The following is a 12593-nucleotide window of genomic DNA, read 5'->3' as shown; positions in this document are numbered from 1 at the left end:
CTCAGCTCCCGCGGATCGTGGAACGGGGATCGGCCATGGCCACCGCCACATCGACCGCGAACGTGATGACCAGCGCCGCCGCCCCGTAGACCAGCACGATGCCCTGCACCAGCGGATAGTCCTTCTGCGTGATCGCCTGGACGATCGTCATGCCGAGCCCCGGCCAGGCGAACACGTTCTCGATCAGCACGGTCCCGGCGATCAGCGAGGTGAGCAGCAGCCCGCCGATGGTGAGCGAGGAGGTCAGCAGGTTCGGCAGCGCGTGCCGGATGTACACCAGCCGGGCGGGCAGCAGCTTGGCGCGGGCGGTGCGCATGTAGTCCTCGCCGAGCACCTTCAGCGTCTCCACCCGCACGATCCTGGCCAGCATCACCGCGGGCACGAGCGCCAGCGAGAGGATCGGCAGGACGTAGGAGTCGAGCCCGGCGCGCGAGGCCACCGGCAGCACCGGCAGGGCCACCGCGAACAGCGCGATCAGCCCCACCGCCAGCAGGAACTCCGGAACCGCGCCGATCGCCCCGGTGATCGAGGTGAACGCCAGCTCACCGCGGCGGCGCTCCCTGGTCACCACCGCCGCCACCATGCCCAGCGGAATCCCGACCAGCATGATCATCAGGAACGCGGGCAGCGCGATCTCCAGCGTCGCCGGGAGCCGGTCGGCCACGATCTGCGCCACCGGCAGTTCGGTGGTGATCGACGCGCCGAGCCGCCCCTGGGCCAGGCCGGTCAGGAAGTTCCAGAACTGCTCGGGCAGCGGCCGGTCCAGGCCCAGCGCCTGCTGCCGGGCGGCGACCAGGGCCGGATCGGCGGTCACGCCGAGCGCGGCCCGCACCGGGTCGCCCGGGACGAGGTGGATCATCCCGAACGACGCGGTGACCAGGACGGCCAGCGACACGAACAGCCGGACCACCCGCCGCAGCGCGAACCCCGTCCAGGGTCCGCGCGCGGCCGGGCGCTTGCGCGGCAGTGCCATCAGCGCGCGGTCTTTCGCAGGCTGGTGGGGATGATGCTGTCGCCTTCGAGCCGGAACGCGACGCCCTTGGCGTAGATCGGCTTGGGCGCGGTCACGAACGTCACCACGTCCAGCCGCTTGACCAGCGCCGCGTTCGCGGCCTCCCAGTCCGGGCAGCCCTCCTGGCCCGGCTTGGTGGCGGCCTTGGCGGTCAGCCGCCGGTAGTCGGGGTTGTCCACGTGCCCGAAGTTCTGGCCCTTGGGCGGGGCCGCGCCGTCGAAGAACGGGATGAGCTGGTCGGGCAGTTGCACCGCGATCGGCAGCCAGATGATGTCCCAGGCGTCGGAGGCCAGGATGGCGTCCAGCGTGGCGTGCTGGATCGGCTTGGTGGTCACCTTGGCGCCGAAGTCGGTCCACTGCTTGGCCATCAGCTCCATCGCCGAGGTCACCCGCGGGCCCTTGGTGCCGGGGAAGGGCACGGTGATGGTCAGCGGCTTGCCGTCCTTCGTCCAGACGCCGCCGGCCTTGGTCCAGCCGGCCTCGGTGAGCGAGGCGGCGGCCTTGGCCGGGTCGTGCGGCGGCACGTTGCCGGTGACCGTGTCGCCGGTGCAGGGGGTGGGGGCGATCTCGCCGAGGTTGGTGGCGGGCTTGCCGAGCCCGCCGGTCGCCACCGACCCGATCTGCTTCAGGTCCACGGCGCTGACCAGCGCGTGCCGCACCGCGAAGTCGGCGGTGGGGTGGCCCTTGCCCTCGTTGAACAGCAGTTCGCCGAGCGGCAGCATGGGCGCCTGGGAGGCGATCTTGGCGGCGTCCAGCCGCTGCCGGTCCGGGCCGTTGACCTCGGCCACGTCGAGCTGACCCGCGAGCAGCAGGTTGGCGGCGGTGGACTCGTTGGCCACCACCTTGAAGACCACCTTGGCCGGGAGTTCGGACCCCTTCGCGCCGCCCGGCCCCCAGGTGTAGCCGTCGCGTCTGACGTAGGTGTACTGGTCTCCCGGCACCGCCTTGTCCAGCCGGTAGGGGCCGGTGCCGTCGGTGGCGCGGGCCAGCCCCTTGGGGTCGGCCATGCCCTTCTTGCAGGGGATCGGCATCAGCGCCGCCATCTGGAGCAGGAACGGGGCCGGGCTCTCCAGGCTCAGGGTGATCGTGCGGGTCGCGTCGTCGGCCTTCGCCTTGGCCATCGGCGGTACGGCCAGGCCGATCAGCGCCGCCGCGTTCTTGGGGTCGGCGACGTGGTTGAACATCGCGGCGACGTCCGTGGCGGTCAGCTTGGAGCCGTCCTGGCAGGTCACGCCGTCGCGCAGGACGAACTCCGCCGACGTGGGCGTGGCCGACCACTTCTCGGCCAGCCCGGAGATCACCTTCCCGTCGGCGGCGATGTTGACCAGCGGGTCGTAGGCGTACTTGTTCATCGTCACCGCGATGGACACCGAGGTGTTCATCGGGCTCAGCGTGCCCGGGTCGGACGGGATCGAGATGGTCACGGTGTCACCGGCCCCGCCCCCGGCCCCGCCGCCGCCCGCCGCTCCGCCGCATCCGGTGGCCGCGAGCCCGATCACGGTGATCGCCGCGGCCGTCCTGGTCTTCCTGGTTCTCATGTACGTCGGGCTCCTTCGCCTGGCGGTGGGGGATCGGTCGGCCGTCTCAGGCGTTCTCGGCGTCTTCCGCGCGGGGGACGGCACGGCCCATGTGCAGGAACTCGGCCCGCTCGCCGTCGCCGATGAATGTGTAGACCTCGTGGAAGCCCCGGGGCCGCCCGACGCTGATCAGGGCCCGCTCGTTCAGTGGCACCACCGGCGTGAGCTCCGGCTTGTCGTCCTCGGGGAGGGAGGCGGCCGGGCCGATCGGGCGCAGGCCGACGGCCAGCGTGCCGCCGTCCCTGACGACGTCGGCGGCGATCGTCCCGGACTCGTAGTGCCCGGTGAAGTACGCCGGGTCCACCCGCGGGGGCGTCGCGGGCGGCGTGGGGAACGGCGGCAGCGCGGTCCCGGCCAGCTCGTCCAGCAGGCCGGTGGCCAGCTCGTGCAGCTTGTGGACCCCGCCGCCGTTGGTGAGGAGCACGAGGGCGACGTCCCGTTCCGGCACCATGCGCAGCAGCGCGGACTGCCCGACCGTGCCGCCGTCGTGGCCGATGATCAGCCCGCCCTCGGTGCGGAACAGCTCCCACCCGAGGCCCCAGTGGTCGGCCAGCGGGCCGTCGCCGGGGACCTCGGCCTGCGGTTCGCGCATCGCCAGGGCGCTCCGCTCGGAGAGCACCCGCGTGCCGTCCGGGGCCAGGCCGAGCCGCTGGTGCATTTTGGCGAACGCGAGCAGGTCTCGGGCGGCCATGGTGAGCGTGGCGCCGGCGGGCGCGTTGGAGCGCGGCATGCCCCAGATCGGCGCCTTGACCAGTTCGCCGCCCGGCCCCTCGATGTGGCCCATGGCCACGCGGTACCTGATCGCCTCCGCGGGCGAGGTCGCCAGGTACGTCATGCCGAGCGGCGCGGCGATGCGCTCGCGGATCGCCGCCTCCCAGGTCAGCCCGGTCAGCACCGACACGATCCGGCCGAGCACCACGTAACCGCTGTTGCAGTACGACCACAGCGTGCCCGGCGGGAAGAGCTGCCGCGCGGGCCCGGCCAGAGCGTCCACGTACCGCTGCACGGCGTCGTCACCGTCGCCGTGGTCGTCGAAGATGTCGCCGTCGAAGCCGCCGACGTGGGTGAGCAACTGCCGTACGGTGACGGCGGCGCTCGCCGCCTCGTCGGTGACCCGGAAGCCCGGCAGGTAGTACGCCACGGGCGTGTCGAGGTCGACCAGGCCCTCGTCGGCGAGCTGCATGATCAGCGTCGCGGTCCAGACCTTGGTGATCGACCCGATCTGGAAGATCGAGTCGGTGGTCGCCGGATAGCCGAATTCCTTGTCGAGTACGCCGTACGCCGCCTCGGCGATCTCGTCACCGTGCTGAACGGCGAGGACCGCGCCCGTGAGGCCCTGCCCGCCCGCGTGCTCCGCCAGTCGTGCCCGCAGATCTTCGGACTCCACCCTGGTCACCTCCTGGAACGTTGCGTGAACAGTAGGCAGCGTCCGGCGGTGCCGGATCGTGCGGAGCTACGAAATCCGATCAGCCGAGCTGTGCGGGCGTCCGAAGACATGGACCTTGCCTGGTATGGAAGTCTGGCGACCCTCTGAGAGGAGTCGGATGGACGTCTACATTTCCGTGGACATGGAAGGCATCGCGGGCATCGCGACGATCGATCAGGTCGTCCGCGGCGGGCACGGGTACCCGCGCGCCCAGGAACTGATGACCGCCGAGGCCAACGCCGCCATCGCCGGGGCCTTCGACGCCGGCGCGGCGAACGTCACCGTCAACGACAGCCACGGGACCATGGACAACTTTCTCCAGGACGCGCTGGACGAACGGGCCCGGCTGGTCACCGGCAGCCCGAAGGCGCAGTGCATGGCGCACGGCCTCGGTGGCGAGCACGCCGTGGCGCTGTTCGTCGGCTACCACGCCCCCGGCGGCTGCCCGGGCGTGCTCGCGCACAGCTTCTCCTCGCTGTTCTCCTGGCTCAGGCTGAACGGCCGGATCGTCTCCGAGGCAGAGGTGAACGCGCTGCTCGCGGCCGAGCACGGGGTGCCGGTGGGCCTGGTGACCGGCGACGACCAGATCTGCGGCCTGGCCGAACGCGCCTTCCCCGGCGTGGTCACCGCGGCCGTCAAGCGGGCGGAGGGCGTCACCGCGGCCAACAGCCTGCATCCGCGGCGGGCGCAGGCGATGGTCCGCGAGGCGGCGGCCGAGGCGGTACGCCGGGCCGCGGACCTACGGCCGGTGGAGATCCCCGACCGGCTGGAGCTGACCTGCGGCTTCCAGACCGCCGCGGCGGCGGAGTACGCCGCGGACGTGCCGGGCGCCAGGCGGATCGACGAGACCACCGTGACCTGCGAGGTTCCCGACTCGACGGCCCTGGTCGGGCTGATCGGGGTGTGGTTCTCCACCTCGTCGCTGGCCGCCCGCTCCCGGATGGCGCTGGTCACCCTGCGTTGACCGGCCCGGCCCCTTTTGGTGAACGAACGCCGTATCGCGGTTCATTCTCCGCCTGCGGAGACATTCTCTCACTACCGACGGCATCCGAGTGAGCGCATAGTGGCTACGGTGCCGGTGGCCGGGCGTGAGCGCCCGGCACGTGGAGGGAACGGAGGCGACCATGATCACTGATGCGGAGATCCATCTGGAGAAGCTCGCCACTGAGCTTGAACTGCGAGGCTTCGCCGTGCGGCTGCGCGTCAAGGAAGGCTGGTCACCCTCATTGAGCGTGACCAACCCCAAGGCGCCGGTTCTAGCGGAGCACATCCTGGTCATGGCGGATGCGGAAGGCCAAGTCGCCTTCTACTTCCCCTGGCCGATGCGGATCGCGCCGGTGACCGAGTTGATCACCGCCGCCGACAGTGTCGAACGGGTGCTGGCCGAGACCGGCCGTCCGCCCAGGGCGGTACCCGCCGCCCACTGAGGGAGTGGATCCGCCGGACGACCCTGCCGGGCGGCGGCGGATCCGCGCGATGGTCAGCCGGCGTGGTTGCCGCGCCTGCGCAGTACCAGCCCTGCCGAAGCGGCGAACGCGACCAGCAGCCCCACCAGCACGAACGTCCGCCCGTCCGGCCCGGCGTCACCGCCCGCCCCGGTCGCGGCCCCGCCGAGGGGGGTCTTGTTCATGCTCGGTTCCTCTTCGTCCGTGTTGTCCGTCTCCTCCGGCTGAGTGGCGGACTCCGAAGCCGACGCGGAGGGCGACGGACTCGGGGACGGCGACGGGGACGGGGAACCGCTCTGGCCCGCGTCGGTGATCGTGAGCGGAGAGGGCGACAGCGCCGCCTCGTTCTGCACCTCGCACTCGATCAGCGGCTCGGTGGGCTTGGTGCCGACGTTGATGGCGGCGGGCTGAATCGTCCCGGTGCCCGCTTTGCCGGGGGTGGTCTTGAGCTCCACCACGCCGGTGGGGAGCTGGATCTGGTCGTCCTCGCCGACCGGGGGAAGCGTGCCCACCCCCGTCGCGGACGTCAGCCCGTCGATCCCCTTGATCGAGGCGTAGGCGTACAGCTTGGCGTCGGCGGGCAGCCCCTGCTCGGGCGCGAGCAGCGCGAGGGCCGTGTACGCGCCGCGCCACCCGATGGTCATCTGCTGCCCCGTCACCGGCGAGGCCGGCACCTCAAGCCCGACGTCGATGGTGACGGTCTCCGTCTCGGTGGTGCCGGTGTACTTGCACAGGTACACCACCACGTTGGCCGCCGCCTCGGCCTGCACCGGCGGACAGCAAAGGGCCAGCACGGCGAGCAGTGCGGCTAACGCGGATAACGAGCGGGCTCCCACGGCGGCTCCTGATGTGACAGACGGGGCATAGGAGAGACGGGGGATCACGGCTCGCGGTTGACAGCCCTCACCCGATCACGTCTCGGTAGAAGATACGCCCGCTCCGGATCGATCGTCACCGTGACGTTCGTCCCCTCCCCGAGCAGGCGCGCGGGGTCGGGCCCGGGGACGGTCACCGCCAGGGTCCCGGCCCTGGTCTCGACCTCGTAGTCCACACTGTGCCCGTGGAACGTGGCACGCAGCACCGACCCGTTCCCGCCCTCGCCGGCGGCGGCCAGCGACAGCGTCTCCGGCCGCGCCATCAGGTAGGCGGCGACGTTCACACGCACGTCCGGGTGCGCCGGGACGGTCATGGCCCGCCCCAGCGCGGTGACGGCCGCGCCGTCGTCCACGCGCCCGGGGACGACCTCCAGGAAGTTGGCCCTGCCGACGAAGTCCGCGACGAACACGGTGGCCGGGCGGAAGTAGATGTCGGCGGGGCGGGCGGCCTGCTCGATCCGGCCCTTGTTCATCACCACGATCCGGTCGGACATGGTCATCGCCTCGTCCTGGTCGTGCGTGACGTACAGGGCGGTGATGCCCAGCCTGCGCTGGATGCGGCGGATCTCGGCGCGCATCGACCCGCGCAGCTTGGCGTCCAGATTGGACAGCGGCTCGTCGAACAGCAGCACCTCCGGCTGCATCACCAGCGCGCGGGCCAGCGCCACCCGCTGCTGCTGGCCGCCGGACAGCTCGTGCGGGCTGCGGGATTCCAGGCCGACGAGGTTCATGCCGGTCAGGGCGAAGTCGACGGCCGAATCGGTCTCCTGCCTGTCGCGGCGCAGCACGCGCAGGCCGTAGGCGATGTTCTCGCCCACGGTCAGGTGCGGGAACAGCGCGTAGTTCTGGAAGACCATGGCCATCGGGCGGCGTTGCGGCGGCCGGGCGTCGATGATCTCGCCGTCCAGCCGTACGTGCCCGGCCGTGGCCCGCTCCAGCCCGGCCACGATCCGCAGCGTGGTGGTCTTCCCGCAGCCGGAGGGGCCGAGCAGCGTGATGAACTCGCCGGGCTCGACGTCCAGGGTGACCTCGTCCACGGCGGTGACCGGGGGTTTTCGGCCCGGGAACGTCTTGGTCAGCCGCTCCAGGCCGAGCCGCCCGGGGGCCTCCGCCGGCGGCGTCGCGAATGTCATCGTCGTTCCTGCCTTCCTCCGGTGACCCGGTGAAGTACGGCGTCACGGCCGACCAGCAGCCGGATGACGCCGAACCCGGCGAGCACGATGCAGGTCAGCACCGTGCAGTAGGCGAGCGCGACGCCGTGGCGGTTGTTGGTCGCCGCGCCGAGCAGCCGGGAGGTGATGATCTCGGTGCCCGGCGTGACCAGCAGCACGATGGTGGAGACCGAGGTCATGCAGCGGGCGAAGGCGTAGCCGAGGCCGGTGAACATCGCCGGGCGGACCAGCGGGAGGGTGACCGTGCGGAAGGCGCGCAGCGGGCCGGAGCCGAGGTCGGCCGCCGCCTCCTCCAGGTTCGGGTGCAGCTGGGACAGCGCCGCCGTACCGGTGCGCAGCGCGGCCGGTACCGACCGCACGACGTACGCGAGCACGATGATCGCCGCCCCGCCCGCCACCGCGCCCCCGCCGACCAGGCTGGGGAACACCTGCGCATCGCCGATGTACCAGGGGGCGTGGTAGGCGAGCAGGTACCCGATGCCGAGCACGGTCCCCGGCACCGCGACGCCGAGCGTGCCCGCGAGGTCCAGCCAGCCGCCGAGCCGGGGCATCCGCCGTACCGCGACCCAGGCGATGAGCAGGCCGAAGAACCCGGCGATCGGGGTGGCGAGCACCGCCAGCAGCGTGGTGTCCAGCACCGCCTCCCGGCCCGTGCCGAACAGCACCTCCGCCAGATGGGCGAACGTCGGCGTGTAGTCCACGCCGAACAGGCGGGTGAGGCCGCCCGTCACCACCGTGCCGTAAAGGACCACGATGATCAGCGCGATGAACACCGCCAGGGCGAACACCGGCCAGCGCCCCCACCCGGAGATCAGCCGCACGCTGCCGGACGGCCTGCCGGTGACGGTCGTCCGCGTCCTGCGGCCCAGCCAGTACCGCTGGACGGCGAAGACGCCGATCGAGGGCGCCAGCAGGATCACGCTGTAGACGGCCGCGCTGGTCATGTCGTAGTGCCCGGTCACGGCGCGGTACGCCTGACTGGCCAGGACATCGTAGTCGTCGCTGACCACCAGCGGGTTGGCGAGGTCCGCGACGGCCTCCACGAACAGCAGCAGGAACGGCCCGGCCAGGCCGGGGGCGAGCAGCGGCAGCAGCACCGTGCGGAAGACCCGCGCCCGCGACGCCCCCAGGGTGGTCGCCGCCTCCTCCAGCGACGGGTCCATGGCGCGCAGCATGCCGAGCAGGCCCAGGTAGGCCACCGGGAACAGCGACAGCGACTGGACGAACACCAGCCCGTCCAGGCCGTAGATGTCGTAGTCGATGCCGAGCAGCCGATCCGTCACCAGGCCGTTGCGCCCGAACAGCACCACCGCGGCCGTGGCCACCGCGAACGGCGGGCTGACCACCGGGACCAGCGCTATCAGGTGCAGTACGCGCTTGCCCGGCACGTCCAGCCGGGCCTGCACGAACGCGAACAGGAACCCGATCGCGGTGCCGCACAGGCCGACCAGCACGCCGAGCACGAGGGTGTTGCGCAGGATCGTGAGGTCCGTGGCCGAGGTGAAGAACTGCGCGTAACGCCGCAGCGCGTCGGCCGACAGCGCGGTGCCGAGCACCGCGCCGAGCGGGTGCACGGTACCGGCCAGGACCAGCGCGGCGCAGGCGATGGCGGCCGGCCACACGCCGGCCCGCGGACGTCTGATCCTCCGGTCGCTCCCCTCGCGGCTCACGGCTTGGGCGCCTTGCCGACCTCGGCGTCGAACCGCCTGGTCAGCTCCGTCTTGCGGGCCCCGGCGGCCACGGTGTCGTAGTCGACGAGCGTCACCGACGACAGGATGACGGTCATCCCGAACCTCCTGGCCGCCGGGTGCGTCGGCACCTGGTAGGAGCCCACGCTCTGCCCGACCTCCTGCGCCTGCGGGGTGAGCGCCCAGTCGACGTACCTCCTGGCGCTCACCGGGTTGCGCGCGCCCTTGATCAGCGCGATGCCGCCCACCTCGTAGCCGGTGCCCTCGCGGGGGAAGGTGACCCGCAGGTGGGTGTAGCCCTGCTCTCTGGTCGCGACGCAGTCGTGGGAGAACACGACGCTCACGCCGACCTCGCCGAAGGCCACCTGCTGCGCGGGCGCGCCCCCCGACTTGCTGTACTGCAGGACGTTGGGGTGCAGCGCGCGCATGTACCGCAGCGCCGCCGCCACATCGCCCCCGTGTCGTGCCACCTGGGTCCACAGCGCCGTGTACGCGGTGCCGGACGTCGCCGGGTGCGCGATGCCGACGTTCTGCCGCAGCGCCGGATGCAGCAGTTCGGCCCACGACCGCGGCGGGACCAGGCCCTTCGCGGCGAGCACCGCGGTGTTGCTGCAGAACCCGAGCACCCCGAGGTAGACGCCGGTCCAGGTGCCGTCCGGGTCCTTGTACTCGGCGGGGATCGCGGCGGCGTTCGGCGAGCGGTAGTTCGCGAGCAGGCCGTACCGGTCGGCGGCGGCGTACCCGTCGGCCGGGCCGCCGTGCCACACGTCGAACTCGGGGGCGTCGCGCCCGAACCTGATCCGCGCCACGGCCTCCCCGCTGGACAGCCGGACGAAGCGCGAGCCGATGCCGGTCCTCGCGGTGAACGCCCGGGTGGTCGCCGCACACCACTCCTCGGCCGCGCCACAGGCGATCACGACCTCGCCGCCGTCGGGGGGCGGCGGGCCGCCCGGGGCGGCGCGGGTACGGGTGCAGGAGCTCACCGCGGCGGCGCCCGCGAGCAGGCAGGTGATGGTACGGGTGATCGCTAATCGGCGCGCACGTTCCATGGGGGCCTCCTCGTGGAGCCGGCCGATGGGTGGGCGAGTGCTGTCCACCGCACGCTAGGCCGCGCGCGGCAGGCCGCCGGTGACAACGGGGTGAGCGTTGGTGACGGGCTCATCACCAGGTGTTCACTCGTGCGGGTCCTCCGGCATCAGGTAGCCCACGCCGTGGATCGTGCGTACGTATCCTGTGGCCTTGAGGGGCGCCAGCCTGGCCCTCAGCCGGTACACGGCCGACTTGACCATGTCCTGGCCGCCCGGCGCGTCGGCCGTCCCCCAGACCGCGCGCAGCAGGTCCCGCCACGACTGCGGCACACCGCAGTGCTTCGCCAGGTGGGCGAGCAGCTTGAACTCGGTGTAGGGCAGGTGCAGCGGCCGGCCGGCGACGGTGACGCCGTGCCCGGCGTGGTCGATCACCAGGCCGCCGACCCGGAGCGGCGCGGTCTTCCCGCCTCTCCCGCGGCGCGCCAGGGCGTGCGCGCGCAGCGCGACCTCGTGCGGGTTGAACGGCTTGGTCACGTAGTCGTCGGCGCCCCGCTCCAGCCCGGTGATCACGTCCTCCTGCTGGGTCAGCGCGGTGAGCAGCATGATCGGTACGTCGGACCTGGCCCTGATCCGCTCGCACAGGGCCAGGCCGTCGATGGCCGGCATCAGAACGTCCAGCACCACCAGGTCCACCTCCTGGTGGCGCAGCAGGTTCAGCGCGGTGGCGGCGTCGTGCGCGACGTGCACGGCGAAGTCCTTGGTCCGGAGCGCGAACTCCACGATCGCGGTCATCTGCGGTTCGTCGTCCACGACGAGCGCGGTGTACATCGCGCCTCCTCAGCCGGGCAGGGTGGCGGGCAGGGTGAACAGGAAGGTGGTGCCGCGCATGGATGTGGTGTCCACCATGATGGACCCGCCGTGCAGTTCGACGATGGACTTCGTGAGCACCAGGCCGAGCCCGGTCCCCCCGGCCAGCGGGAGGCCGGTGGCGAACCGCTGGAAGAGCCGCCTGCGCTGCTCCCGCGTCATCCCCGCGCCGTCGTCGGTGACGTAGACCGCGATCCCGGTGTCGATGGCGAGGACTCTGACGTCGATGGCGCCACCGACGGTGGTGAACCTGCTCGCGTTGGACAGGAGGTTGGAGACGGCCTGGGCGAGCAGCATCGGGTCCGCCGATATCGGCGGCGTCACCTGCGGGGTGTCCAGGGTGATGCGCTGGCGCCGTTCGGCGCACAGCGGGCGCATCGCGGTGACGACGTCGCGGGTGACGGCGGAGACGTCGGTCTCCTCCAGACGCGGGACGAACACGCCCGCCTCGATCTTGGCCTGGGTGAGCAGGCTCTCGCACAGGCGGATGACCTGGGCGCACTGCCGGTCCAGGACGGTGACGAAACGTCGCTGGGCCTCGGTCAGCGGGCCGGGGCTGCCCTCGCCCAGCAGGTCCACCGCGCCCTTGATCATGCTGAGCGGCGTACGCAGCTCGTGGCCGAGCGCCGCCAGCCGCCGGCTCTCCTGCCCGGCGGACTCGGCGGGGTCGGCGGCCGCGCCGCCGCGGGTCAGGGCCATCCCGTGCAGGCCCGCGACGGCCAGCCCGCCGCCCCCGGCCATCCCGGCCGCCGCCGCCAGCGCGGGCGGGGCATCGGCCAGCACCGCCGCGAGCACGCCCACCAGGCCGGTCACGGCGGTGATGGCGGCGGACAGAGTGGATCGCCGGAGCCTGTCCGGCTTCCGGCGGGCGACGCGGTACGGCCCGTTGGGGGCTTTCCGTGCCGTCATCTCGGCCACCTCCCGGCGTACGTGCCGACCGAAGGTCACCTGAGACGATAAATCAGCTTTCCGGGTGGGCGCCAAGGGTGCGCGAGGCGTGGAAGGGGGCGATCCCACGCCTCGCGCACCGGCTCAGACGCCTGCCGTGTCAGACGCCTGCCGTGTCAGACGCCTGCCGTCTCGGGCGTACGGCGCTCCTGCAGGAACGTGTCCACCGCGAGCGCGCCGCCGCCGCTGAAGCCGACGGCGAGCGCCCCGGCCGCGAGCGCGAGCACGAATTCGTAGCCGCCGTTCTCGACGAAGAAGCCCTTGCCGAGGTGGACGAAGAAGATCGCACCCACCATGTCGATGGCGAGGAGGGTACCGGCCACGGGCAGCGCCGCGCCGATGATGATGGCGATCCCGCCGATGATCTCCAAAAAGGTGACGGCGGGGGCCGCCAGGGTCGCCAGCGGGATGCCCATCTGCTCGAAGCCGCCTGTGGTGGCCTCCAGGCCCGCCTTGGTGAGCTTCATCCAACCGTGGGCGAAGAAAACGGCGCCGATGGCCACCCTGGCGAGGAGCAGCGCGACGGGCTTGGCCCGATCGATCATGGGACGCCTC

12 protein-coding genes are annotated in these 12593 nt (G+C 72.1%); 2 read left to right on the top strand and 10 right to left on the bottom strand.

Annotated elements, in window-relative coordinates:
* Position 1: 1 nt before the first annotated feature.
* The 3 genes from DP939_RS37255 to DP939_RS37245 are packed head-to-tail and all read right to left on the bottom strand — an operon-like array spanning position 2 to position 3976.
* On the bottom strand, positions 2-973 hold the full coding sequence (locus tag DP939_RS37255) for an ABC transporter permease (protein ID WP_113985546.1): 972 nt from the start codon (positions 971-973) through the stop codon (positions 2-4).
* The gene (locus DP939_RS37250) at positions 973-2550 is read right to left on the bottom strand and encodes an ABC transporter substrate-binding protein (protein WP_113985545.1); all 1578 of its coding nucleotides are present in this window, start codon (positions 2548-2550) and stop codon (positions 973-975) included. The genes DP939_RS37255 and DP939_RS37250 overlap by 1 nt, the downstream gene beginning before the upstream one ends.
* Positions 2551-2596: 46 nt before the next feature.
* Entirely contained in the window at positions 2597-3976 is a 1380-nt protein-coding gene (locus DP939_RS37245; protein WP_147268284.1) for a serine hydrolase domain-containing protein, read from the bottom strand.
* Positions 3977-4133: 157 nt separating this feature from the next.
* Here DP939_RS37245 and DP939_RS37240 point away from each other — a divergent pair, with 157 nt between their 5' ends.
* Positions 4134-4979, top strand: a complete 846-nt coding sequence (locus tag DP939_RS37240) for a M55 family metallopeptidase (protein ID WP_113985543.1) — start codon at positions 4134-4136, stop codon at positions 4977-4979.
* 160 nt (positions 4980-5139) lie between these two features.
* Positions 5140-5442 carry a hypothetical protein gene (locus DP939_RS37235; RefSeq protein WP_147268283.1) on the top strand — a complete coding sequence of 101 codons (303 nt, stop codon included), beginning with the start codon at positions 5140-5142 and terminating at the stop codon, positions 5440-5442.
* Positions 5443-5495: 53 nt separating this feature from the next.
* Here the strand turns inward: DP939_RS37235 and DP939_RS37230 are convergent, their stop codons facing one another.
* The 7 genes from DP939_RS37230 to DP939_RS37200 all read right to left on the bottom strand — a co-directional run bounded on the left by DP939_RS37230 (position 5496) and on the right by DP939_RS37200 (position 12583).
* A complete protein-coding gene (locus DP939_RS37230) occupies positions 5496-6296 on the bottom strand; it encodes a hypothetical protein (RefSeq protein WP_147268282.1) in 801 nt (266 codons plus the stop codon).
* Between the two features lie 44 nt (positions 6297-6340).
* The gene (locus DP939_RS37225; RefSeq protein WP_113985540.1) at positions 6341-7468 is read right to left on the bottom strand and encodes an ABC transporter ATP-binding protein; all 1128 of its coding nucleotides are present in this window, start codon (positions 7466-7468) and stop codon (positions 6341-6343) included.
* Positions 7465-9177 (bottom strand): ABC transporter permease, encoded by a 1713-nt coding sequence (locus DP939_RS37220; protein ID WP_113985539.1) that lies wholly within the window; start codon positions 9175-9177, stop codon positions 7465-7467. Before DP939_RS37220 ends, DP939_RS37225 begins: the two co-directional genes overlap by 4 nt.
* Positions 9174-10244 carry an ABC transporter substrate-binding protein gene (locus tag DP939_RS37215; protein ID WP_113985538.1) on the bottom strand — a complete coding sequence of 357 codons (1071 nt, stop codon included), beginning with the start codon at positions 10242-10244 and terminating at the stop codon, positions 9174-9176. Before DP939_RS37215 ends, DP939_RS37220 begins: the two co-directional genes overlap by 4 nt.
* 123 nt (positions 10245-10367) lie before the next feature.
* A complete protein-coding gene (locus tag DP939_RS37210; RefSeq protein WP_113985537.1) occupies positions 10368-11051 on the bottom strand; it encodes a response regulator transcription factor in 684 nt (227 codons plus the stop codon).
* Positions 11052-11060: 9 nt separating this feature from the next.
* Positions 11061-11999 (bottom strand): sensor histidine kinase, encoded by a 939-nt coding sequence (locus DP939_RS37205; RefSeq protein WP_147268281.1) that lies wholly within the window; start codon positions 11997-11999, stop codon positions 11061-11063.
* Between the two features lie 155 nt (positions 12000-12154).
* Entirely contained in the window at positions 12155-12583 is a 429-nt protein-coding gene (locus DP939_RS37200; protein WP_113985535.1) for a DoxX family protein, read from the bottom strand.
* Positions 12584-12593 lie beyond the last annotated feature (10 nt).

This window comes from Spongiactinospora rosea (assembly GCF_003315795.1).
In the GTDB taxonomy this organism is placed as follows: Bacteria; Actinomycetota; Actinomycetes; order Streptosporangiales; family Streptosporangiaceae; genus Spongiactinospora; species Spongiactinospora rosea.
This window is presented reverse-complemented; position numbering and strand designations above follow the sequence as displayed.